The 22848-nt window shown below is 69.5% G+C and carries 17 protein-coding genes, 4 tRNA genes and 2 pseudogenes; 11 read left to right on the top strand and 12 right to left on the bottom strand.

From position 1 onward, the window contains the following. Positions 1 to 5: 5 nt before the first annotated feature. Both BLS21_RS23685 and BLS21_RS23680 read left to right on the top strand, forming a co-directional pair. The gene (locus tag BLS21_RS23685) at positions 6 to 434 is read left to right on the top strand and encodes a VOC family protein (RefSeq protein ID WP_091224258.1); all 429 of its coding nucleotides are present in this window, start codon (positions 6 to 8) and stop codon (positions 432 to 434) included. A gap of 129 nt (positions 435 to 563) precedes the next feature. Further along, complete coding sequence (locus tag BLS21_RS23680; RefSeq protein ID WP_091224256.1) at positions 564 to 1562, top strand: glycosyltransferase; 999 nt, start codon at positions 564 to 566, stop codon at positions 1560 to 1562. A 6-nt stretch (positions 1563 to 1568) separates the two neighbouring features. On the opposite strand, the gene BLS21_RS23675 is transcribed toward BLS21_RS23680, so the two are convergent. The 4 genes from BLS21_RS23675 to BLS21_RS23660 form a co-directional block, all read right to left on the bottom strand. After that, positions 1569 to 2051, bottom strand: a complete 483-nt coding sequence (locus BLS21_RS23675; RefSeq protein WP_091224254.1) for a GNAT family N-acetyltransferase — start codon at positions 2049 to 2051, stop codon at positions 1569 to 1571. A gap of 47 nt (positions 2052 to 2098) precedes the next feature. Then, positions 2099 to 2172, bottom strand: a tRNA-Phe gene (locus BLS21_RS23670). Positions 2173 to 2195: 23 nt separating this feature from the next. Further along, positions 2196 to 2269 (bottom strand) — tRNA-Asp (locus tag BLS21_RS23665). 24 nt (positions 2270 to 2293) lie between these two features. Next, positions 2294 to 2366, bottom strand: a tRNA-Glu gene (locus BLS21_RS23660). A 271-nt stretch (positions 2367 to 2637) separates the two neighbouring features. Here BLS21_RS23660 and BLS21_RS23655 point away from each other — a divergent pair. Then, positions 2638 to 3264 carry an AMIN-like domain-containing (lipo)protein gene (locus BLS21_RS23655; RefSeq protein ID WP_091224252.1) on the top strand — a complete coding sequence of 209 codons (627 nt, stop codon included), beginning with the start codon at positions 2638 to 2640 and terminating at the stop codon, positions 3262 to 3264. Between the two features lie 150 nt (positions 3265 to 3414). On the opposite strand, the gene BLS21_RS23650 is transcribed toward BLS21_RS23655, so the two are convergent. The 4 genes from BLS21_RS23650 to BLS21_RS23635 all read right to left on the bottom strand — a co-directional run bounded on the left by BLS21_RS23650 (position 3415) and on the right by BLS21_RS23635 (position 6540). Continuing rightward, positions 3415 to 3750 carry a hypothetical protein gene (locus BLS21_RS23650; RefSeq protein WP_091224291.1) on the bottom strand — a complete coding sequence of 112 codons (336 nt, stop codon included), beginning with the start codon at positions 3748 to 3750 and terminating at the stop codon, positions 3415 to 3417. Positions 3751 to 3773: 23 nt separating this feature from the next. Further along, positions 3774 to 5300 carry a metallophosphoesterase gene (locus BLS21_RS23645; RefSeq protein ID WP_091224250.1) on the bottom strand — a complete coding sequence of 509 codons (1527 nt, stop codon included), beginning with the start codon at positions 5298 to 5300 and terminating at the stop codon, positions 3774 to 3776. A gap of 73 nt (positions 5301 to 5373) precedes the next feature. After that, a complete protein-coding gene (gene wrbA, locus BLS21_RS23640) occupies positions 5374 to 5976 on the bottom strand; it encodes an NAD(P)H:quinone oxidoreductase (RefSeq protein ID WP_217636257.1) in 603 nt (200 codons plus the stop codon). 87 nt (positions 5977 to 6063) lie between these two features. After that, positions 6064 to 6540 (bottom strand): GtrA family protein, encoded by a 477-nt coding sequence (locus BLS21_RS23635; protein ID WP_091224248.1) that lies wholly within the window; start codon positions 6538 to 6540, stop codon positions 6064 to 6066. 210 nt (positions 6541 to 6750) lie between these two features. On the opposite strand from BLS21_RS23635, the gene BLS21_RS23630 reads away from it, so the two are divergent. The 7 genes and pseudogenes from BLS21_RS23630 (at position 6751) to BLS21_RS23605 (ending at position 15926) form a co-directional block, all read left to right on the top strand. Next, positions 6751 to 7632 carry a Rieske (2Fe-2S) protein gene (locus tag BLS21_RS23630; RefSeq protein ID WP_091224247.1) on the top strand — a complete coding sequence of 294 codons (882 nt, stop codon included), beginning with the start codon at positions 6751 to 6753 and terminating at the stop codon, positions 7630 to 7632. A 38-nt stretch (positions 7633 to 7670) separates the two neighbouring features. Continuing rightward, complete coding sequence (locus BLS21_RS23625) at positions 7671 to 8513, top strand: hypothetical protein (RefSeq protein WP_091224244.1); 843 nt, start codon at positions 7671 to 7673, stop codon at positions 8511 to 8513. A gap of 344 nt (positions 8514 to 8857) precedes the next feature. Beyond that, a tRNA-Lys gene (locus tag BLS21_RS23620) sits at positions 8858 to 8930 on the top strand. Between the two features lie 332 nt (positions 8931 to 9262). Then, a pseudogene (locus tag BLS21_RS26085) lies at positions 9263 to 9450 on the top strand (hypothetical protein); the annotation flags it as partial. Positions 9451 to 9622: 172 nt separating this feature from the next. Then, entirely contained in the window at positions 9623 to 11590 is a 1968-nt protein-coding gene (locus tag BLS21_RS23615; RefSeq protein ID WP_091224242.1) for a type I restriction-modification system subunit M, read from the top strand. Then, positions 11590 to 12978: a restriction endonuclease subunit S gene (locus BLS21_RS23610; RefSeq protein ID WP_091224240.1), complete on the top strand. Its 1389-nt coding sequence runs from the start codon at positions 11590 to 11592 to the stop codon at positions 12976 to 12978. Before BLS21_RS23615 ends, BLS21_RS23610 begins: the two co-directional genes overlap by 1 nt. Further along, complete coding sequence (locus tag BLS21_RS23605; protein WP_091224238.1) at positions 12975 to 15926, top strand: type I restriction endonuclease subunit R; 2952 nt, start codon at positions 12975 to 12977, stop codon at positions 15924 to 15926. The genes BLS21_RS23610 and BLS21_RS23605 overlap by 4 nt, the downstream gene beginning before the upstream one ends. A gap of 325 nt (positions 15927 to 16251) precedes the next feature. Here the strand turns inward: BLS21_RS23605 and BLS21_RS23600 are convergent, their stop codons facing one another. The 3 genes from BLS21_RS23600 to BLS21_RS23590 all read right to left on the bottom strand — a co-directional run bounded on the left by BLS21_RS23600 (position 16252) and on the right by BLS21_RS23590 (position 20071). Then, entirely contained in the window at positions 16252 to 17433 is a 1182-nt protein-coding gene (locus BLS21_RS23600; protein WP_091224236.1) for a tyrosine-type recombinase/integrase, read from the bottom strand. Positions 17434 to 18186: 753 nt separating this feature from the next. Then, positions 18187 to 19056 carry a hypothetical protein gene (locus BLS21_RS23595; RefSeq protein ID WP_139177271.1) on the bottom strand — a complete coding sequence of 290 codons (870 nt, stop codon included), beginning with the start codon at positions 19054 to 19056 and terminating at the stop codon, positions 18187 to 18189. Between the two features lie 61 nt (positions 19057 to 19117). Next, entirely contained in the window at positions 19118 to 20071 is a 954-nt protein-coding gene (locus BLS21_RS23590; protein WP_091224232.1) for an IS481 family transposase, read from the bottom strand. Between the two features lie 314 nt (positions 20072 to 20385). On the opposite strand from BLS21_RS23590, the pseudogene BLS21_RS23585 reads away from it, so the two are divergent. Further along, positions 20386 to 21652: pseudogene (locus BLS21_RS23585) on the top strand (IS3 family transposase). Positions 21653 to 22593: 941 nt separating this feature from the next. Here BLS21_RS23585 and BLS21_RS23580 read toward each other — a convergent pair. Continuing rightward, positions 22594 to 22848, bottom strand: a 255-nt coding sequence (locus BLS21_RS23580) for a transposase (RefSeq protein ID WP_175479727.1), incomplete at its 5' end; no start/stop codon positions are given.

The following is a 22848-nucleotide window of genomic DNA, read 5'->3' as shown; positions in this document are numbered from 1 at the left end:
ACGCCATGATCACCAACATCTCGCTGGTCACCGTCTACTGCCTCGACCAGGACCGGGCCAAGGAGTTCTACGTCGACGTCCTCGGCTTCGAGGCCCGCACCGACATCACCATGGGCGAGGGGTTCCGCTGGGTCACCATCGCCCACCCCAGCCAGCCCGAGCTCGAGGTCACCCTGATGACCCCCGGTCCGCCGCTGGACGAGGACGCCGCCGCCTTCGTCCGCGGCCAGCTGGAGAAGGGCTCCATGGGTGGGCTGGGTCTGGCGGTCGACGACTGCCGGAGGACGTACGAGGAGCTGTCGGCCAAGGGCGTGACCTTCCTGCAGGAGCCGGCGGAGCGTCCCTACGGCGTCGAGGCCGTGATGCGCGACGTGTCCGGCAACTGGCTGGTGCTCGTCGAGCGCCGGGAGTTCACCCCGGCCGACTTCGCCTGACCCCCGTTCGGGTACTCCCCGTCACCACTCGGTTGGGCGGAGTGCCGGCGGGTAGTGCGACCGGTACCCGTCCGTCTCGGTCCCGCTCCTGCCCGTCGCAGTGCGCGGCGGCAGGAGGAGAAGCACCGCGTGAACGACGCCGACCCCCCGGCAGCTGCCGGGACCCGGCTGGTGACCATCCCGTACGCCGACCCCTACGTCGACGCCGTCCTGCCGGAGGGGGTCGTCCGGGTGGGTCCGGGGCAGGACCCCAGCCCGTGGCTGGACCCGGCCTACCTCGCGGCCCACGCGGACGGCGTCGACGTGGTGCACCTGCACTCCGGCTACGGGCACCTGCCCGAGGACGAGGTGGTCAGCTGGGTGGAGACGGTCCGGCGCACCGGCGTCCCGCTGGTGCTGACCGTGCACCAGCTGCGGGACCCCGAGCAGCCGACCCGGCGCCGGCACGACGCCCACCTGCAGGCGTTGCTGGCGACGGCCGAGGTGGTGCTCACGCTGACCCCCGGGGCGGCCGACGAGATCGCCGCGCGGTTCGGCCGGACGGCGATCGTCGTGGCGCACCCCTCGATCGCCGAGCCGGTGCCCGGGCTGGGCGCCGAGCGCGGCCTGGTCGGCCTGGCCCTCACGGCGCCGTGCCCCGCCCTGCCCGACCCGGCGCTGCTGGTCCGGGCCGCGCTGTCCGGCGCCGTCAACGGCGGTGGGCGGCTGCGGGTGTTCCTCGACGACGGCGTGGAGCCGCCACCGGTATTCGCCGCCGGGGACAGCCTGGAGTTCCTGCCGCGGAAGGTCGACTCGTGGGCCGCGCAGCTGCAGGAGCTGCACGCCGTCGTCCTGCCCCAGTCCTGCGGCACCCACTCGCGGGAGCTGGAGGTCTGCCGCGACGTCGGCACGCGGGTGGTGGCGCCCAGCTGCGGGTGGTTCGCCGACCAGTGGTCCGACGTCGTCCCCTACGACAACGACGAGGAGCGCGGCCTGGACCCGGTCTCCCTGGACGCCGCCGTCGCCGCGGCGCTCACCCGGCCGGCGCCACGGCCGGCCGACCGGGGGTGGCGGGTCGAGCAGCGGGCCGCCGTCCGGGCCGTGCACGCGCAGGTGTACGTCCAGGTGGTCGCCGACCGCGCCCGCTGAGGCCGGTCAGAGCTGCAGCTTGAACCCGACGTGCGAGGCGGTGAACCCGAGCCGCTCGTAGAAGCGGTGCGCCTCCGCGCGGCGGGTGTCGGTGGTGAGCTGGACCAGTCCGCAGCCGCGCCGGCGGGCCTCCTCGACGGCCCAGGTCAACAGCGCCGCGCCGACGCCCTGCCCACGCAGGTCGGCCCGCACCCGCACCGCCTCGACCTGCAGCCGCGTCGTCCCGCCGCGGGAGAGGCCGGGGATCTCGGTGAGCTGGGCGGTGCCGACGACGTCCGGCCCGTGCGTCACGGCGAGCAGCAGCTGGGCGGGGTCGGCGTCGACGGCGGCGAAGGCCCGGCGGTAGGGCCCGAGGTCGGGGGACTCCCGGTCGCGGCCGAGCGGGTCGTCGGTCAGCAGGGCCACGAGGGCGGGGACGTCGTCCGCCGTCGCGCGGCGCAGGCCGACGGTCCTGCTGCCCGTGCGGAGCGTGGCGGGGAGCGGGGTCACCGCGGCAGTCTGCCCGGCCGGAGCGGCGGGGCTGCAGGAGGATGGTGTGGGCAGGGGCGGGGTCGAACCGCCGACCTCTCGCTTTTCAGGCGAGCGCTCGTACCGACTGAGCTACCTGCCCCTCCCGGTGTCTCCACCGGAGAGCGACCCTGACGGGACTCGAACCCGCGACCTCCGCCGTGACAGGGCGGCGCGCTAACCAACTGCGCTACAGGGCCTTGCTGGTACTTCTGGTGGTGCCGTGCCCCCAACGGGGTTCGAACCCGTGCTACCGCCTTGAAAGGGCGGCGTCCTGGACCGCTAGACGATGGGGGCTCGTGTTCGCCGGGGGCAGCGAGAACTCTACATGCTCCGCGGGGAGCCCCTGACGCGGGGGTCCCGTGGCCCTCGCCACGCCCTCCCGAACGACCCGCTGACGGCCTCTCCGGCCGGCAGCTGTCGATCACGGGCCCGGTGCCGCCTCGGGCGGCGTGTCGCCTGCGACGACCCCGTGATCGGCAACGGGCCAGCGGCCGGGTGGACCCGGGGAGCGCGACACGGTGGCGCGGTCGCGGGCGCAGCGGCGCCCGGCTGTCACCCTCAGCGGGTGATCCGCCGCGCCGCCGTCAGCCCCTCCCTCCTGCTCGCCGTCGCGCTGCTGGCCGCCTGCGGCAGCGGCGACCCCGCCACGTCGCCGTCCGCCAGCACGGGCGAGGTGTCCTCCCCGAGCAGCGCACCCGCCGCGCCGACCACCGCCGAGGCAGCGGAGACGACCGCCGACGCGCCCCCGTTCGAGGGGGACACGCAGCCGGTCACGCGGGAGGCGTCGGCCGACGCCCAGGTCACCGTGAGCGAGATCCGCACCGGCCGGCAGGACGGCTACGACCGGGTCGTCCTCGAGCTGGGCGGCACCGGCACGCCGGGCTGGGACGTCCGCTACGTCGACCAGGCGTACTCGCAGGGCACGGGCGACCCGGTCGAGGTCGCGGGCGAGGCCGTCCTGCAGGTGACGATCACCGGCGCGGGCTACCCGTTCGACACCGGCGTCGAGGAGTGGGCCGGCCCGGACCCGTTGCCGGGCAACGGCACGCAGACGGTCACCGAGGTCGCCTGGGACGCGACCTTCGAGGGCACCTCGGTGGCGGTCGTCGGGACGACGGGCGAGGCGCCGTTCCGCGTCTACGCGCTCGAGGACCCCACCCGCGTGGTCGTCGAGGTCGCCGACCTCGGCTGAGGGAGGACCCCGTCCTCCTCGTGAAGGACCCCTCCCGCCGCTCGCAGGCTCGCGGCGGGCCCTGCACGGGGGCCGTCAGGGGCTCGCGGCGAGCCTCTGGACGAGGCCGCAGCGGGACACGCCAGGCTCGTCTGAGCGCGGGTCGGCTGCTCAGCCCAGCGAGGCGGTCAGCTCCACGGAGTCGGCCTCGACGGTGGTGCAGGTCAGCGACAGGGGGCCGGCGGTCACGGTCTCGCCCTGGGCGCAGGACACGCTGGCGTTGCCCACGCTGAGGGTGGCCCGGCCGTCCTGGACGCCGCCGAAGGACAGCGTCGTCCCGAGGATCTCGACCTGGGCGTCGCTGCCGGTCAGGGTCACCGAGCACTCGCTGGCGCTGCAGGAGAGGGTGTCCGAGCCGAACGAGCAGGCGGTCAGCGGCAGCAGCGTGAGGCCACCGGCGAGGGCCCCGGCAGCCAGCCGGGCGGCACGCGACGTCGTCGAGGACATGAGCCGAGGGTAGGTCGGCCGGGTCACCCCGTCGGGGAGGCCGGCACCGGGGCGGGTGTCGGTGCCGGAGCGCGCGGGCCGCCGTCCCCGTCGAGGCCGGTCCCGCCGGCCCCGTCCCCGACGGCAGGGGGTGCGGCGGGGACGACCTCGCGCTCGATGGTCACCTCCGTCTGCCCCAGCCCGCCGAGGGTGATCTCGTCGTAAGCGGTCAGCGCGCCGGTCCGCGGGTCGAGGTAGAGCACCGTGCAGGTGAGCGGCTCGGGGAACTCGCCCTGCAGGGCGCGCAGCCCCGCTCCGCCGGTCGAGCCCTGGACCATCAACAGGGTGCCCCCGTCGAGCCGGGTGACCTCCCGCTCGTGGGTGTGCCCGGCCAGCACCAGCGGGACGACGCCGTCCAGCGGCGGGGCCTGCTCGGGGTCGTGCACCATCGCGATCGCCGGTGGCTGCGGCAGCGTCCGGACGAGGTCCGCGAGGCCCGCGCCGCTCGCCTCCAGCGTCTCGGCGCCGTCGTCGGTCCCCGGGTCGGGCGTGAAGCGGGGGTCCGGGGTCCCGACGACCTCGATCCCGGCGACCGTGACGGCCGAGTCGTCCAGCACGGTCGCGTTCGGCTGGGCGGCGACCAGCTGGGCGGTGAGCGTGGAGTCGTGGTTGCCGCGGATGAAGACGTAGGGGACGCCGAGCGTGCCGACCCGGCTGATCAGGCCGTTCTCCGGCTGGCTGCCCCAGTCGGTGATGTCCCCGGTGTCGAGGACGCCGTCCACGTCGAACTGGGCGGCCACCTGCTGCACGAGGTCGAAGCCGGCGGGGTTGAGGTGCAGGTCGGAGACGTGCAACAGCGCCACGCTGTCGTCGGCGCCGCCCGGCGGGGGCAGCGTGGACAGCGTCGAGTACAGCGTGCTCACGTTGGAGACCAGGTCCTCGAGCGAGGCGCGGTAGGCGTCGAACCTGGCCACGATGTCCTGCGCGCTGCCGATCAGGCTGTTGGCGTTGACCAGCAGCCCGGTGTACGTGGGCTGGGACAGCGCCTCGGGGCGCCAGGTGGCCGCGGCGACGCCGCCGGTCGCGGCGACGAGGGCGGTGGACACCCCCAGCGCGATCAGCGGTTCCCGGCGGCGGCGCAGCACCAGCAGGGACGCCGCCGTCGCGCCGCCGACGGCGGCCAGCGCGGTCAGCCACGCCACCCGCTCGACGGCGTCCCGCAGGTCGGCGCTCACCTGGTCGACGACGCCGTCCAGCCGCGTGGGGTCGGTGGCCAGCTGCGTCGCCCGGATCTCGTCGACCCGGCTGAGCTCGATCTCCAGCCGCAGCGGCCCGTCGTACGCGTCGACCTGCAGCGCGCCGAGCGGGGGGATGTCGAGGGCGGCACCGCCGCCGAACGGGCGGAACGCCACCGTGGCGTCGAACGGGCCGATCGGGGCGGACACCCGGCCGAGCAGCAGGATGCCGAGCCACGCGCCGGCCAGGACGACGGCCAGCCGGACCGCCCACCGGCCCGCCCCGCGGGCGACCGCGCGCAGACCCGCGCGCCTGGCGGTGGTCGGCTCGGTCACCCCCGTCAACCTAGCCGCGGCCGGGGCCGGCGCCGCCCCGGTGGGCCGGGGCGACGCCGCCGTCACGCGACCGTCACGCGACAAGCTTGGCGGTCACCTCGGCGAGCCGGCGGCCCTGGTAGCGGGCGGCGGCCAGCTCGGCCTCGCTGGCGGTGGCGGACTTGCCGCCCGAGGCGTTGGAGACGCCGTAGGGGTTGCCGCCGGCCTCGAACAACAGCGGGTCGGTGTAGCCGGGCGGCACGATGACGGCGCCGAAGTGCGAGAAGACGTTGAACAGCGTGAGGATCGTCGACTCGTTGCCGCCGTGGACGTTCTGGGCGCTGGTGAAGGCGGTCGCGCCCTTGTTGGCCAGCTTCCCGGTGAACCACAGCCCGCCGAGGGTGTCGATGAACTGCTTCATCTGGGCGGCGGGCGTGCCGAAGCGGGTGGGCGTCCCGAGGGCGTACCCGTCGGCCCACTCCATGTCCGCCGGGGTGGCCTCCTCGACCTCGCCGGCGGTGGTGTCCACGTGCGCCCGCCACAGCGGGTTGGAGTCGATCGCCTCCTGCGGCGCGAGCTCGCGCACGCGGCGCAGGCGCACCTCGGCCCCGGCCTCGCGGGCGCCGTCGGCGACGGCGGCGGCGAGCTGGTGGGTGTTCCCGGTCGACGAGTAGTAGACGACAGCGATGTTGGGCACGGAGCCCTCCGTTCTGGTTGCGCGTTCAACCGTCCAGGAGGGGTGTGCTCGACTCCGGCGCCGCTCAAACGCGACGCGGCGACACCGTCAGGCGGTCGTCGCCCGCGGGCGGAACAACCAGCGCAGGGCGATGAACCGCATCAGCCCGACCAGGCCGGTCACCGCGACGACGAGCGCGACCTGGGTGGCGACGCTGGCCTCGGGGACCAGCGAGTTCAGGACGCCGAGCGAGGTGCTGGTGAGCAGCAGGCCGATGACCGTGATGCCGCCGGCCTCGAGCTGGGCGGTGAGCCAGTGCACCCGCTCGCCGGCGTGGAAGGTCAGCCGCCGGTGCATCTCGTTGGCCAGCAGCGTCGACACCGCGGTGGCCGCGACGTGCGCCGGCAGGTAGCCCAGTCGCTCCAGCACGCTGAACAGCAGCGCGTACACCAGCGTGGTGGAGACGCCGACGAGGACGAACCGGGCGAACTGGGCCAGCGTGTCCTCGGCGCGCAGCCAGGTGACGGCGCTGTCCACGGCGTCGCCGACCGCCGGGCGGCGGGTCAACAGCGACGGGCAGGTCACGACGTCTCCTCTACCGGCACCACTACGTTCTGTAGCTTCCACCTGGGGATCGGCTGTGCGCCAGTCGTTATTCCCCTGGGAGCCGACACTCCCGCTGTGGAGTTGATCACCACGTGTCGCGCGCCCGGCGTGGCCGTGACGGTCCGGCAGCTCCCCATCACCGCAGGCCAGGGCGGCATCGTCCGCGGTCGACAGGGGTAGGACGCCGCCATGAGCCTCATGGGGATCCTCGACCGGGTCGCAGACAAGGCGACCTTCGACAAGGCGATCGGCCCGGCCCAGCGCGCCGTGCAGGCCGTGCTCAGGCCGCAGGCCCTCAGGGACCTGCTGCACGGCACGTGGCTGGGGCACCCCCTGCACCCGGTCCTGGTGCAGGTCCCGGTCGGCAGCTGGACGTCGGCCGGCCTGCTCGACGCGATCCCCCCGCTGCGTCCGGCCGCCACCGTCCTCATCGGCACCGGCGTCGCCGTCGCCGTCCCGGCGGCGATGTCCGGCGCGGCCGACTGGTCGGAGCAGGGCATCGGCGTCCGGCGGCTGGGCCTGCTGCACGCCGCCGGCAACACCGTCGCGCTCGGCCTCTACATCGGCTCGCTGGTCGCCCGCGCCCAGGGCCGCGGTGGGCTGGGCCGGGTGCTCTCCTACGCCGGCCTGGGCATCGCGACCGGGTCGGCGGCGGTCGGCGGGCACATGTCCTACGCCCAGTCCTCGGGCGCCTCGCACGCCGCGACCGCGGCCCGCGCGCTGAGCTCGGACTGGATCGACCTCGGCCCGCTCGACGACCTGCCCGAGGGCCGGCCGGCCCTGCGCACGGGCAAGGGCGGCAGCGTCGACGTCCCTCTGGCCGTCGTCCGCCGGGGGGCGCGGGTGGACGCCTTCGTCGGGGCCTGCTCGCACCTGTCGGGCCCGCTCCACGAGGGGTCGGTCGAGCAGGTGCGCGGCACCGACTGCCTGGTGTGCCCGTGGCACGGCTCGGCGTTCGACCTCGAGGACGGCCAGCCGCGGCGCGGTCCGGCGGCCAACCCGCAGGACAAGCTGGAGATCCGCATGCAGGCCGGCCGGGTCATGGCCCGGCTGCCCGGCCGCGACCGGTAGGGGTCCCGGGCGGCGCCGCCGTCCCTACCCTGCAGGGCGTGCGGCGGACGGCGGCCCTGGCCCTCGCACTGCTCTGCGCCGGCTGCGGCGGGACGGACGGTGGGGGCGAGGCGGCTCCTCCGTCGTCGACGTCCGCGGCGCCGGCCCTGCCGCCCGTGCCCGGCATCGAGGCCGAGGTGGTGCGCCAGCGCACCGACGTGCCCGTCCCCGGTCAGGTGCACGTGCGCGTCACCGACACCGGCGAGCAGCCGTTCACGGTGACCGCGGTGGGGATCGACGCGCCGGGTTTCGCGCCGCTGCCGCCGACCGCGCTGAGCGCCGTCCTCGAGCCCGGCCGGACGATCGCCCTGCGCACCGCCTACGGCGCGCCGGACTGCGCCGCTCCGGCCGGTCCGCCGGCCGCGCGGCTGACCGTGACGCGGCCCGACGGCACGGTGGAGGAGCTGCGGGTGCCGCTGGCCGGGGACGACCTGGACGTCGTGCACCGCGAGGAGTGCGCGGTCGCCGGGGTGCGGGCCGTCGCCGACGTCGGCCTGACCGGGCTGACCGCGGCGGGCGACGCGGTCACCGGCACCGTCGTCCTGACCCGGGCCGGGGACGACGACCGCGCCGTCACGGTGCTCGACGCCCGGCGCAGCGTCGTCCTGGACGTCGCCGTCGAGGGGCTGCCGCTGGTGCTGGAGCCGGGGGAGGAGCTGGCGAGCGCGGAGGTGGCGTTCACCCCGGCGTCCTGCGAGCCGCACGTGCTGGCCGAGACCAAGCAGCCGTTCCTCTTCCCGCTGTCGGTCGCGGTGGGGGAGGCCGAGCCGGTGGCGGTGCCGCTGCCCGTGGACGCCGCACAGCAGGAGCTGTTCTGGGACCTGCTCGACCGGGTGTGCTGAGCGGCGAGACGGAGTCCGGCCCGACCGCCGCGGGGGGAACGCAGCGGCCGGGCCGGAGCACGGGGTCCGGGATCGATCGCCGGACGGCAGTGACGCTAGGTGACTTGAGCCCCTCAAGCGATCACCTGACCAGGTGATCCGTCCGTGGGCTGCGCCACGCACCGTGAGATCGCGGTTCACCGGCGCCTCGTGGGGGCACCCGGGGGTCCGTGTTCTTCCTCTTCTCCAGCCGGCTCGGCTGCCTGGGCTCGCTGGCCGTCTCCGCGCTGCTGACCCTGCTGGTGCTGCTGCTCCTCGACGTGCTCTGAACAGCCGTCCCGCCCGGGTAGCCTCGCGCTGGTGCCGGGCCTCTAGCTCAACTGGCAGAGCAGCGGACTTTTAATCCGCGGGTTGTGGGTTCGATCCCCACGGGGCCCACCTCCAACCGGCCCCTGACCAGCGCTTATCCTAATCAGGGGCGCTGGCGGCCGTGCGGCCGATCGGGCCGCTCCCCCGGTTATCCCCCGGATTGGTCCGCGCTACGGCCCAGTACCGCGAAACCTCGCACTGTCGGTGCAGCACCGTAGCGGTCCCGGCGTGTCCCTAAGCGGCCCACTTAGGGGCACCTCAACCGGGCACCGCATGACAGTGGCACCAGGACCCGTCCGGAAAGTGAAGCAGCGACCGGGCGCCCTGAGAGACCGTTTCTGGATGACGTCGGCGCGCCTGCTACGACTCTCGGCCGGTGGTGGCGACCCTGGAGTCGGTGTTTGAGGAGCTCGTACCAGGAGCAGATCGCTCCGCTACTTGCTCTGCCCAACCACCGCCGCGTCCGGCATCCCGGCCGGCGACCGGTCGAGGACCGGGCAGCCCTGGCCGGAAGCGTGTTAGTGCTCAGGACCTGGCATCGCCTGAAACCAGCTGCCCGCCGCTGGTCGGCAGCTCTGGGGTGACCTGCTGACGGCGGCTGGGGGAACGCAGCGGCGCATCGTGCTAGCCCTTCCGGCGGTCGATCAGGTTGAGCAACTTGCTTCTCGACTGTCGGGCGCCGCTACCGTTCGAACCGCCTACCTCGGCGCACCCCGCTACAACATTTACCTGACCAGCACCAACACTGAAGGAACCGCAGAATGAGCCCCGCCGCCAATGTCCAGAAGATCACCTCATTCATCTGGGGCATCGCTGACGACGTCCTGCGCGACCTGTACGTCCGCGGCAAGTACCGCGACGTCATCCTGCCCTTCACCGTGCTGCGCCGCCTTGACGCCGTGCTTGAGCCCACTAAGAGGAAGGTCCTGGACCTTAAGAAGGTCCTTGACGACGCCGAGATCGTCGAGCAGGACCAGGCGCTCCGTGCGGAGGCCGGGCAGGCGTTCTGGAACACCTCTCCATTCACGATGCGCGAGCTGCGCGGCCGGTCCTCGCAGGCGCGACTTCAACAGGACTTCATGGCGTACCTGGACGGGTTCAGCCCCAACGTTCAGCGAATTATCGACAACTTCGAGGTGCGCCAGCAGATCCCCAAGCTCATCAAGGCCGACGCCCTCGGCGCTCTAATTGAGAAGTTTCTCGACCCGGCCATCGACCTCAGCCCGGCTGGCCTCGACAACCACGCCATGGGCACCGTTTTCGAGGAACTCGTGCGCCGCTTCAACGAGGCGAACAATGAAGAAGCTGGCGAACACTGGACGCCGCGTGACGCCGTGCGCCTGATGACCAGGCTCATTTTCGACCCCATCGCCGACGAGATCCCAGACGGGACCTACACCCTGTACGACGGCGCCATGGGTACCGGCGGGATGCTCACCGTCGCGGAGGAGACCCTTCAGGGGCTCGCCAAGAGGAGTGGCAAGCGGATCGTCACCAACCTGTTCGGCCAGGAGATCAACGCCGAGACCTACGCGATCGCTGTCGCGGACCTCCTGCTCAAAGGCGAGGGCGCGAACGCCGACGGGCTCGTCGGCGGCCCCGAGCACTCGACGCTCTCGAACGACGCCTACCAGGGCAAGACCTTCGACTTTATGCTTTCGAACCCGCCCTATGGCAAGAGCTGGGCCACCGACCAGCAGCGCATGGGCGGCAAGAAGGAGATCATCGACCCACGCTTCCTCATCGACCACGACGGCGATCCCAGGTTCAGCCTCATTACCCGGTCCAGCGACGGTCAGATGCTGTTCTTGGCCAACATGGTCTCGAAGATGAAGAAGAACACCCCGCTGGGGAGCCGCATCGCTGAAGTCCACAACGGATCCTCGCTCTTCACCGGCGACGCGGGCCAGGGCGAGTCGAACATTCGCCGCTACATCATCGAGAACGACTGGCTCGAAGCGATCATCGCACTGCCGCTGAATATGTTCTACAACACTGGCATCGCCACGTACGTGTGGGTGCTTACCAACCGCAAGCCCGAGCACCGCAAGGGCAAGGTCCAGCTTATTGACTCCACCGAGTGGTACACGCCCCTCCGCAAGAACTTTGGCAACAAGAGCCGTGAGCTGGGGCCTGACGACATCGAGCGGGTGGTTGAAGCCTTCCTCCACTTCGAGCAATCGGGCGACGATGCCGAGCACTCCAAGGTGTTCCTCAACGCAGAGTTCGGGTACTCCAAGGTCCAGGTCGAGCGGCCACTACGGCTGGCCGGCCTCGACCCCAACGCGATCTACACCACGGCCCAGATTAACAAGCTGCTCAAGGACGGCGCCAAGCGTGACCCGGACGCAGCGCCCGTCATCGCCAAGGTCCACGCCAAGGACACTGAGCCCGACCCGTTCCACGGGCTGTTCAAGACCGAGTTTCGCGGCGCGACCCGGGTCGTCTCCTACGTTCCGGACGGACAGCTCAAGGACTTCGAGCAGATTCCGCTGCTGGAGTCCGCTGGTGATTGGCGTGACGGGATCGAGGCGTTCTTCCGCCGCGAGGTCCTTCCACACGCCCCCGACGCCTGGATCGACGAGTCGAAGACCAAGATCGGCTACGAGATCAGCTTCAATAGGCACTTCTACAAGCCCACACCCATGCGCACCCTCGACGAGATCCGCGCCGACATCCGGGCTCTTGCGGCCGAGTCGGACAATCTCATTGCGCAGATTGCCCGCTGATGTTCCAGGAGCTGCAGACCCGTGAAAGTCTGGCGCCCACTGAGATTCCTTGGCTTCCCTATGCGCCGACAGATTGGCCCCTGGTTCGGCTCAAGCGGCTGATGCGCGAGTCCAAGGACTTGGTTGGTGACGCGTGGAATGCTACCGAGCTGCTGGCTCTCACAAAGCGAGGCATCGTCTCGCGCGATATAAACAATCTTGAGGGCAAGGTTCCGGCCTCTTTCGCGTCGTACCAGACCGTGGAGCGCAATGACCTCGTGTTCTGTCTATTCGACATCGACGAGACTCCCCGGACCGTTGGCATCGCTCCCCATCGCGGGATGATTACCGCTGCCTACACCCGCTTCGAGGTACTCCCTGGCACGCTCCCGCAGTTCCTCGAACTGCTCTTCGCCTCGCTCGACGATCGGAAGCTACTACGCCCGCTCTACACCGGCCTGAGGAAGACGATCCGGGCGGATGACCTTCTCGGGACCGCGATCCCACTTCCTTCGTTGGATGAGCAGCAGTCGATAGTCACATACCTCGCGCACGCCCATAAGCGGATCACCAAGGCGATCGTCGCCAATCGCCGACTCGTCGCCCTCCTGGAACAGCAGAAGCGGACCGTCGTCAACCGGGCCGTCACCGAGGGGCTTGCTCCGGATGCACCGATGACGGACTCGGAGAACCCGTTCTTAGGGCCGATCCCTTCTCATTGGCGGCTGCAGCGCTTTAGGCATGTCGCGACTCCGGTGCAAAGGCCCGAACATCAGCAGGAGCGCCTCCTCTCGGTGTACCTCGGAAAGGGTGTCATACCCTACGAGGAGGGTGGCAAGCGAGTCCACGCACCGAGTATCGACCTGTCCGCTTATCAGCTCGTCACCCCCGGCGACCTTGTGATGAACAATCAGCAGGCGTGGCGTGGGTCTGTCGGTGTCTCACGTCTACGCGGGATTGTCAGTCCGGCCTACGTCGTGGCCAAGTTGTCGGATGCGTTCGACAGCAAGTATGCGGGCTACCTGTTCACGTCATCGGCGATGGTCGATCAGTACGTGGTCTCATCGAAGGGCGTGGGCAGCATCCAGAGGACCCTTCATTGGCCATACCTCCGTAATGCACTGGTGCCCACGCCGCCTCTTCGTGAACAACAAGCCATCGTCGAACAGCTCGAAGCTAGCCTATCGACGACCGACGCGGCGCTTTCCCGCACGAAGCAGGAGATTGAACTCCTGAGGGAGTTTCGAGGTCGGCTCACCGCGGACGTCGTGACCGGGCGGGTGGATGTGCGGCGAATCGCTGCCAGGTTGCCACGGACGGATACGGCTGAACTGTTCGAGCAACCAGTGGAGTTGTTCGACGATGAAGGTTCGGATGAAGTCCTGGGTGACCAAGAGGAGGGCGCATGAAGCCGGCCGCGATGGATGAGGCGAGCCTGGAGGCCGTCATCGTCCAGCAGATGGTCGAGGTTGGCTGGACGCAGGGCGTCGCGTCGGACTTCAACCCGAGCTACGCGCTCGACTTGAAGCACCTCGCTGCCTTTCTTCTGGACACTCAGCCAGCAGTCGCCGAGGCGGTAGGTCTAGGGGAAGACTGGGAGTCGGATAGCCCGGCGCGCACGAAGTTCCTCGCCAAGTTGCAAGGTGAAGTCACGAAGCATGGCGTTGTGCATGTGCTACGGCATGGATTCGGCCACGGAGCTGTTCCGCATATTGACTTCTACTATCCAAGGCCCACGCAAGGCAACACGATGGCCGCTGCCCGCCATGACGCGAACCGGTGGGTGGTGACCAGGCAGGTCCACTACTCCGCAGTCGACACTGGGAGGTCGCTTGACCTTGTCGCGTTCGTCAACGGTTTGGCAGTGGCGACATTCGAGGTCAAGAACTCCATCACCAAGCAGACGGTGGCGGACGCGATCGCGCAGTACCAGGTGCACCGGGACCCCAGGGAGTTGCTCCTCGCGCCTCGTAGGTGCATGGCGCACTTCGCGGTCGACGACAAGCGCGTGAGGTTTTGCGCTGAGCTTGCCGGCCCAAAATCGTGGTTCCTGCCGTTCGACAAGGGCTACCAGGACGGGGCGGGGAACCCGCCGAATACCGACGGGCTGATGACGGACTACCTGTGGCGGCAGATCCTCGCGCCGTCTTCGCTGGCGGACATCATCGAGGGCTTTGCTCAGGTCACCACGACGAAGGACGCGAAGACGGGCAGGAAATCCCAAAAGACGATCTTCCCGCGCTACCACCAGCTCGACGTTGTCCGTCAACTGCTCGCCGACATCTCGGAGAACGGTGTCGGGCGCAGGTACTTGATTCAGCACTCGGCCGGATCCGGAAAGTCGAACTCGATCGCATGGCTAGCGCAGCAGCTGATCGAGGCGAAGCACGACGGCTCGAACGCTATCGACTCGGTGCTAGTCGTAACTGACCGGCGTGTTTTGGACGGTCAGATCAAGGAGACGATCAAGTCGTTCACCCAGGTCGGGTCGACGGTCGCACACGCTGAACATTCCAGCGATCTGAAGAACGCGATCGAAGCTGGCAAGCGGATAATCATTACGACGGTCCAAAAGTTTCCGTACATCGTTGGGAGCCTGGGAGCCGAGCACCGCAACCGGAAGTTCGCCGTGATCATCGACGAGGCGCACTCCTCGCAGACGGGCAAAGCGGCGGCTGCGCTCTCCGGATCTCTGTCCGCCGAGGGCGCGCAAGGCGAGGAAGAATCGGCGGAGGACATGCTGCTGCGGATGGTCGAGCAGAAGAAGCTGCCGGCGAACGCCTCCTACTTCGCGTTCACCGCAACCCCGAAAAACAAGACGCTCGAACTCTTCGGCGACGCGGTGCCGGGCGAGGTGGGCAAGCGGCCGTTCCACTCGTACACGATGAAGCAGGCAATCCAAGAGGGGTTCATCCTCGACGTCTTGCAGGGCTACGTGCCCGTCGAGAGCTACTACAAGCTCGTCAAGACAGTCGAGGACGACCCGGAGTTCGATGCGGCGAAGGCATCGAAGAAGCTGCGCGCCTACGTCGAAGGGCACGAGACCGCGATCCGCAAGAAGGCGGAGATCATGGTCGACCACTTTCACGCCCAGGTGATCGGCAAGCACAAGATTGGCGGCAAGGCTCGCGCGATGGTCGTTACCAAGACAATCGCGCGTGCGATCGACTACTACGAGGCGATCCGCGACTACCTCGTCGAGCGCGGCAGCCCGTACAAGGCCATCGTCGCGTTCTCCGATTTCGAGCGGGACGGCAAGAGGGTCACTGAGGCCGACTACAACGGCTTCTCGGGCAAGGAGATCCCCGACCGGATTCAAGAGGACCCGTATCGGATTCTCGTGGTAGCGGACAAGTACCAGACCGGCTACGACGAGCCGCTGCTGCACACGATGTACGTCGACAAGCCGCTGTCGAGCGTGCTCGCCGTGCAGACACTCTCGCGGCTCAACCGCGCGCGGCCCGGCAAGACTGACACCGCGGTGCTCGACTTCGCCAACACCGCCGACGAGATCCGTGCCGCGTTCGAACCGTATTACCGCACCACGGTCCTCGCCGGGGAGACCGATCCGGACAAGCTGCACGACCTGCAGGGGGCACTCGCCCGCGTCGGTGTGTACACCGATGAGGACGTCGACCGCTTCGTCGCGCTGTTCCTCGACGAGAACGTCGACCGGTCCCAGCTCGACCCGATCCTCGACCACTGTGCCGTCGAGTATGCCGAGCAACTCGACGAGGACGAGCAGATCGAATTCAAGAGCCAGGCCAAGGCGTTCGTCCGGACCTACTCATTCCTCTCACTCGTTCTGCCGTTCAGCAACGTCGGTTGGGAGAAGCTGTCGATCTTCCTCGGCCTGCTCATCCCTAAGCTCCCGGCGCCCAAGGAGACCGACCTGTCGGCCGGCATCCTCGAGACCATCGACATGGACTCCTACCGCATCGAGAAGCGGGAGGAAGTCGCTATCGCGCTCGCCGATGCTGAGGGACAGCTGGAGCCTGTCCCGACCGGGGGCGGTGGCCATGGCATCGACCCCGAGCTGGAGCGCCTGTCGGAAATCCTCAACCAGTTCAATGACCTGTTCGGGAACATCAACTGGGACGACGCCGACCGCATCCGGGACCGAATCACCACCGAGATTCCCGAGAAGGTCCTCGCGGACCAGGACTACGCCAACGCCCGCGCCAACAACGACGCCGACAACGCCAAGCTCGCCTTGACCGCCGCCTTGGCCAAGGTCATGCAGGGCATGCTTCGCGACGAGACACAGCTGTTCAAGCAGTTCGTCGACAACCCGGACTTCAAGTCCTGGCTGACGGACGCGGTGTTCCGGTCGACCTACGATAAGAAGGCGGCGTGACCGTCGAGCCGACGCCGCGATGCGCCTGCCGTCCGACTCACGCGCCGGGTAGGAACAAGTTTCACAGTGCGAGCAGGTGGCGGTAGCAGATCAGGGGGCAGGAAGCTGAAGTAGCTCACGGTGGGATGTCGGCGCGGTGCTCGTATCGGATGCGCGGCCGCTTAAGCGGCCCTTCAGGGCGTCTCGGCTTCCGAACGGCGTGGGCTGACGCGGGGTTCTCGTCGAAGAACCTGGCGCCAGCGCGCGTTCTTCGCTGCGGGGGCCGGGCGACGCCGGTCGGTCGAAGCCGCCTTCAGGGCGACCGCCGCCGGACGCGGCAAATGGATCAGAGGATGAATGCTGCCTGCTCGGTCACGGTCCGACGGCTCATGTACCGGTCCATCGTCATGCTCGGCTTGGCGTGACCAAGCTGGTTGGCCGCCTGCCGACCGGACAGGCCCGCCTCGTCCAGCCACGTCGCCACCGTCTTACGGAAGGTGTGGCCGACCGCCCACTCAAACCCGGCGGCGTCCAGCAGTTCGCGGACGTGCTTGGTCGTGTTCGACGTGTCCCGGAGCTTCCCCAGAGCGGAGCAGAACACGACGTCCCAATCGTTCGGCACGGCGTTGACCTTCCGGGCCAGCAGACGCGACACCAGCCACGGCGGCAGAGCGACCGTTCGCGTGCTGGTCTTGGTCTTGCCGCGTTCTTGGAGCATGAGGCCCTTCCCCGGCACGCGGACGGGCAGAGGCCCCAGGGTGGCCGTCCCCGCGTCCAGGGCCAGGGCTGACCAGCGAAGGCCGCAAGCTTCCCCGATGCGTGCGCCGGTGCCCGCCATGAACGCCAACAGGTCGGGCAGGTCGCGACGACGGGCCGTCTCGTCGGCGTCCGCGAACGCCAGCAACGCCGCCCGCTCGTCCTCTGTGAACGCCCGGTGGGGGTCGCGCTCCGTCTCCCTGGCCGGAACGGAGACGTGGCCGACGTCGCGCACGGGGTTGTGGGGGATGGCGTCGTGCTTGACGGCCAGAGTGAGCACGCCGCTCAGGACGGACCGGGCCGTCTTCATCGCGGATGCTCCGCTGGCCCTGCCGATGCCCTTGAGCCACCGCTCAATCCCGGCCACCTTGACCTCGCGGAGGGTCAGGTCAGCCAGCGCGCCACCAATGACGTGCTTCCGCAGCGAGGACTCATAGACCGTCCGCGTGTTCACGGCCAACCTGTCGTTGTCCTGCATCTCGGCGCGCCAGACCTCGGCGGCGTCCTTGACCAGCGTGGTCGGCGTCAGGATCGCATCGGCGGCCGAAGGGGTGACCCGCTCTCGCAGGTGAGCCAGCAGGGCCGTCCGAGCCGCTGGCTTCGTAGGCTCCCACCGCTCGACGTCGCGGACCTTGCCGTCCAGGTCGCGGACCTTCGTCCGTGCCCGCCACGTGTCGGCCTTCCGAGCACCGTCGGGCATGGGGCGGCGCTTGCCGTTCTCGTCGTAGACGTATGGGGTCAGCGCGATGTGGCCCCATGCGCCCAGTTCCATCCGCTGTCGCGGCACGGTTCGGTACCTGCCTTTCTGTCGGCCCCCTGGTAGCTCGGTCGTGCATGACCGTAGCAGTCAAAGCGGGGGATGGTTATAGGGCTTCGTGGGCTTCGCGTCTACCCCTTACCGCCCTGCCCTGCGGGTCTGGCCCCCTGCCCGCTGCACAGGGGGTGTCGGGACGCTCGCGGGCACCCCGCCGGGGACGCCACAGGGGGAGTCATAAGGGGGGAGCACAAGGGGTGAACGGGGGAGACCGGCCGCTAGGTCGGTCCGCTGGGTCGGCTCCGTCGACTCATCACGAGGGACAGACAGAGGACAGAGACACGGGACGACAGAGGACAGACAGAGACGCAGAGACAGGCACAGAGACAGAGACGCAGAGACGACAGACACGGAGGACAGACACGGAGGACAGGCGCGGTGACAGCGCAGAGGGACGACGGCACGCGCCGACATCGGCCGGACAGAGACAGTCGGACGGCCGGACGAAACCTAGACCCTCGGGGGTATGACCCCCTGCGCGCCATTTCGGAGATCGGCAGTCCTTAGCAGCCGCCTAGTTGCCACCATTCCAGAGTCAACTAGGAGATTTCCAGCCGCTTCAGAAATGTCCGTGCGAGCTACTGGGGTAGTTCGAGATGCCCGACAATGCTGAGACGGGCTTCAGATCGACTCTCAGCCGCTTCCTGCCCCCCGCTCCGGGGTGCCCGGCGGGGTCGCTTCTCAGGGCAACCCCGCCGGGCATCGCTTCCGTCAGCCGATCCGGTACATGATCCCGAAATGTGCGGTGACCTCGAACGGCCGCGTGTCGGCGTAGCGGGACGAGGGAAGGCCGGGAACCTTCACGTCCACGGGGTCGATAGACACGACTCGTCCGATGTTGTTTGCCATCGTCCCCACCTGCTGGCGAATGGCCTCCCGCATCATTTCCGCGACCGGCTGACCCATCAACAGGACGTCGGGCCTCACGGTGTGGACAGTTTCCACCGTCACCCGCACGTCCCCACCCTTGGCATTCGTGCGACTGACCACGCGATGACTAACCGTCTCGGCATTCGCTCGACCCTCGGGAGCCTCGCCAGCCAGACGGATACCCTCGCGCTCTCCGTAGTAGGTCACAGCGTTGCGCAGGTGATTCCGCACGGCATTGGCGTACAGCTCGACCTCGACGTCGCCGGCTTCGTGAGACAGAATCGGCACGGTCGGGAAGATTCGGGAGACCTTGACTCGTGCAGGGTCTTCGTAGAAACCTCCCCGATCAACGCTGGACCACAAGCCAACGTCTACCGAGTAGTTCCGTTCGCGGCATGCCTCCTGAATGGCGTGGGCGTCCAGCGGAGCGAACAGCGGCGGTCGGTAGAAGGTGAGTTCGAGATTCGTCGACAGAATGCCCGCGTCATTCTTTGCCGCCTTCGGCTGAACGATGTAAAGCACCGGGCCACCATTGGCGTCGGGCTTCACCTCGGTCCGCACGGTCACGACCTTGATGGGCAGGTGACCGCCGAAGACGTCTTCTGCGAGCACGGTGGCGAACAGGTCGGCGGCCGTGGTGTCGTCGTTGATGAGTCCACGCTCGGCACGCTTGACGGTGGCCGCGCAACCCTCGACCAGCAGGGCGGCCACCTGCTCGGCGGCAAGGGCACGCCACATCTGCTCGGCTAGGTGTCGTGACCAGACAGGTTGTTCACGCGGCGAGTCGGCTGATCGGTGGACGGCCGCCGAGGGCGGAGTGGCTGCGGGCAGTGTTGTAGTGGTTCAGCCAGCTGTCCAGGGCGGCGGTGCGCTCGTCGTTGCAGCTCCAGGCGGTGGCGTAGGCCCACTCGGTCTGCAGGGTGCGGTTGAACCGTTCGGCCTTGCCGTTGGTCCAGGGCCGGCCGGGCTTGATGAACCGGCGGCCGATGCCCAGCTGGGCGCAGACGGCGATCCAGGCCTGGCCGACGCGGTAGCTCTTGGCGTTGTCGGTCAGCACCCGCCGGAGGGTGACGCCGTGGGCGGCGAACCAGGCGGTCGCGCGGGTCAGGAAGCCGGCGCAGGTGGTCGTGCGCTCGTCGGGCAGCACCTCGGCGTAGGCCAGCCGGGTGTGATCGTCGATGGCGACGTGCACGTAGTCCCAGCCCAGGCCGCGGCCGCGGACCTCCTCACAGCGGCCGTGGACGCGCCAGCCGCCGCCGTCGGGAATTCGGCCGAGCTTCTTGACGTCGACGTGCAGCAACTCGCCGGGCTGCTCGCGCTCGTAGCGGCGGTCGCTGTGCCGCCGGCCGCGCAGCAGCTCGCCGGTGAGCCGGTCGACCTCGGCCAGCCGCGGCAGCCCGGCGCGGGCGAGCACCGCGCCGATCGTGGAGGCCGCCAATCCCAGGATCGCCGCCAGCCGAACCGGGCCGGCATGGTGCTCGGTGCGCGCGGCCACGATCGCCGCGACCGTCTCCGGCGAGGTCTGCCGGGGCATGCGGTGCGGCCGCGAGGAGCGGTCGGCCAGCCCGGCCTCGCCCTCGGCGCGCCAGCGGCGCACCCACTTGTAGACCGTTTGCCGACTGATCCCCAGCTGCTTGGCCACTTCACCGGGCCGGTGACCGGCCAGGACACGGTCGACGATCAGCGTGCGGGCGAACACGGTCGTGCGGGCATTAGCGTGGGCCACGGAGACCTCCGGTTGGACACGGCGACGTCAAGCACCGCCACTCCTTCCGGAGGTCTCCTTCGTGATCAAGGCGCCGCGCCGGGGGTCAACAACGTCTCTGGTTAGGACAGCTAGGCGGAGTCCACAAGGAACCCCCCAAGTGAATGGGTGGGTTCCCGGGGCCTGCTACGCCTTCGGCCTTCCCGCGTGCTGGCCTTACGTAATCGTCCGGGTGTCGGCTTAGGTAACGGACACCATCAACCGTGTTTGTGCAGCGTCGCCAGTGAACCGCCCCGGCGAGTCCGGAGACTCCAGTCCTTGAGGAGGATGGAGTCGTGGCAGATCGAAGCGTCCGGTATCCGCAGGAGCTGCGGGAGCGGGCGGTGCGCCTGGTCGCCGAGTCCCGGCCGGACCACGCCACCGAGTGGGAGGCGATGCGCTCGGTGGCGGCCAAGCTGGCATCGGCTCGACCGAGACGGTGCGCAAGTGGGTCCGCAAGGCCGAGGTCGACGACGGTGTCCGCCCCGGCGTGACCAGCGAGGAGTCCGCCGAGCTGCGCCGGCTGCGGGCGGAGAACCGCGAGCTGCGCCGGGCGAATGAGATCCTCAAGGCGGCGGCGGGTTTCTTCGCGGCCGAGCTCGACCGGCCACAGCGGACCTCGTGAGCTTCATCGAAGCCCACGCCGATCGGCGCACCGACGATGGGCTGCGCTGGGGTGTCGAGCCGATCTGTCGGGTGCTCACCGAGCACGGAACGCCGATCGCCCCCAGCACCTACTACGACGCCCGCGACCGGCCCTCGTCGAGAGCGGTTCGGGACGAGCAGCTCAAAGCCGAGATCACCCGAGTCCATCAGGCGAACTACGGCGTCTACGGCGCCCGCAAGGCCTGGCTGGCGCTCAACCGTGAAGGCATCGGCGTCGCCCGGTGCACCGTGGAGCGGCTGATGCGCGAACTCGGCCTGGAAGGCGCCCGCCGCGGCACCCGACGGCGCACAACAGTCACCGATCCGGCCGCACCCCGCCCGGCCGATCTGGTGCAACGCCGCTTCTCCCAAGCCCGTCCCGATGCCGTCTGGGTCGCTGACTTCACCTACGTCGCGACCTGGTCGGGCACCGTGTACGTCGCCTTCGTCCTCGACGCCCACTCCCGCCGCATCCTGGGCTGGCGGGCGGCCCGGTCGATGAAGACCGAGCTGGTGCTCGATGCGCTCGAGCAGGCGATCTGGACCCGCGGCCGAGCAGGCGTGACCGACCTGTCCGGGCTGGTGTGCCACAACGACGCCGGGTCGCAATACATCTCCATTGCGTTCACCGAGCGGCTGGTGGCCGCCGGCGCCGCACCCAGCGTCGGCACGGTCGGCGACGCGTTGGACAACGCGTTGGCCGAGACCCACATCGGCCTGTTCAAGACCGAGCTGATCCACCGCCGCGGACCGTGGAAGGGACTCGACGATGTCGAGCTCGCGACGCTGGAGTGGGTCGACTGGCACAACAACCGCCGGCTGCACACCGCCTGCCACGACCTGACCCCGGTCGAGTACGAGCAGGTCTTCTACGGTCAACACCCTGCCCAGCAGACGGTCGGGGTCTCACAACCCTGAGTCTCCGGACTCGCCGGGGCGGTTCACCAGCGGGCTTGGCGGGGGTGGTGCTGCCGGTTGATCTGCCGTGAACCTTACGGACGGGTGCGGCTTGGCCGAGGGGTCTGGCGTGTGCGTGTCGTCACACCGGGGGTGCTGAGCGCAGAGGGCGAGTCCTCGCGGACGTGGATGGTGGTCCGGTAGTCGCCGCATCCCACTCTGTCCCACTCTGTCCCCCTCTATCCCCCGGTTTCCCATTGACCGGGCGTCATTCCGGGTCACCTCGACTCGCCCTCGTCTCACGCTGACCTGCACAAACACCCGAACCCGTGCAGGTCAGCGAGACCACTCCTTCTAATCCGCGGGTTGTGGGTTCGATCCCCACGGGGCCCACCGACCTGACCTGCAGGTTCTTCCCTCGGAAGGGGCCCGCGGGCGTGGTCGGTACCCGATGTGGTCGCAGTGTGGTCTCCGGCCGCGGCGGTGGTCTCGAAGGCCTGGTCGAGTGCCGCAGCCAGGGGCGGGCGTCGTCGTGGAAGAACTCTGTGGAAGAACTCTGCTGTGCCGACCGGGCCGATCGGGATGCGTGTCGGCCCGGTGGGGCAGGCTGGTGGTCACCACCACCCTCCTCGGGTGCACAGCCTGCCGGGGGGCGCACGGAAGTGGTCGCGCCCGAAGACGGCTACGTCGTGGTCCTGGCTGGCCTGTGGGAGCAGGCCTGTCGGAACGTGCCCAACGAGGCACTCGGTCGAGCTGGCAGCCGCCTGACCGCACAGTGGGCCACGCGCAGCGGCTCCGCCCCCAAGGCCCCGGGGCGGAGCCGCTGCGCGATATGCGGGGACTAGGGCTACGCCGGGCTCAACGCAGCCTCTTGAGCTGGGTCAGTTGGACCCGCCGACCTCGGCGGGTGATGTCCCCGGGCGTGGTGTAGCTCGCGGCCGCGGAGAGCTTCTGCGGTCGGACTATGACGCGATCAGGGCCGGCTGCGCCACCTCCTCGGCGGACTGCTTGAGGCGGTTGAGGAGGGCCATGGAGCCCTCGGCGAGGTAGCGGCGGTCGGAGACCTGCCATTCGTCGTGGGCCTCCACCAGCACCGCGCCGGCCAGCCGCATCAGGGCTTCGGGGTTGGGAAAGACCCCGACCACGTCGGTGCGCCGCTTGATCTCCTTGTTCAGCCGTTCCAGCGGATTGGTCGACCAAATCTTCTTCCAGTGCCC

This window comes from Geodermatophilus siccatus (genome assembly GCF_900103785.1).
In the GTDB taxonomy this organism is placed as follows: Bacteria; Actinomycetota; Actinomycetes; order Mycobacteriales; family Geodermatophilaceae; genus Geodermatophilus; species Geodermatophilus siccatus.
The sequence above is the reverse complement of the archived record's forward strand: the minus strand, read 5'-3'. Positions and strand labels throughout refer to the sequence as shown.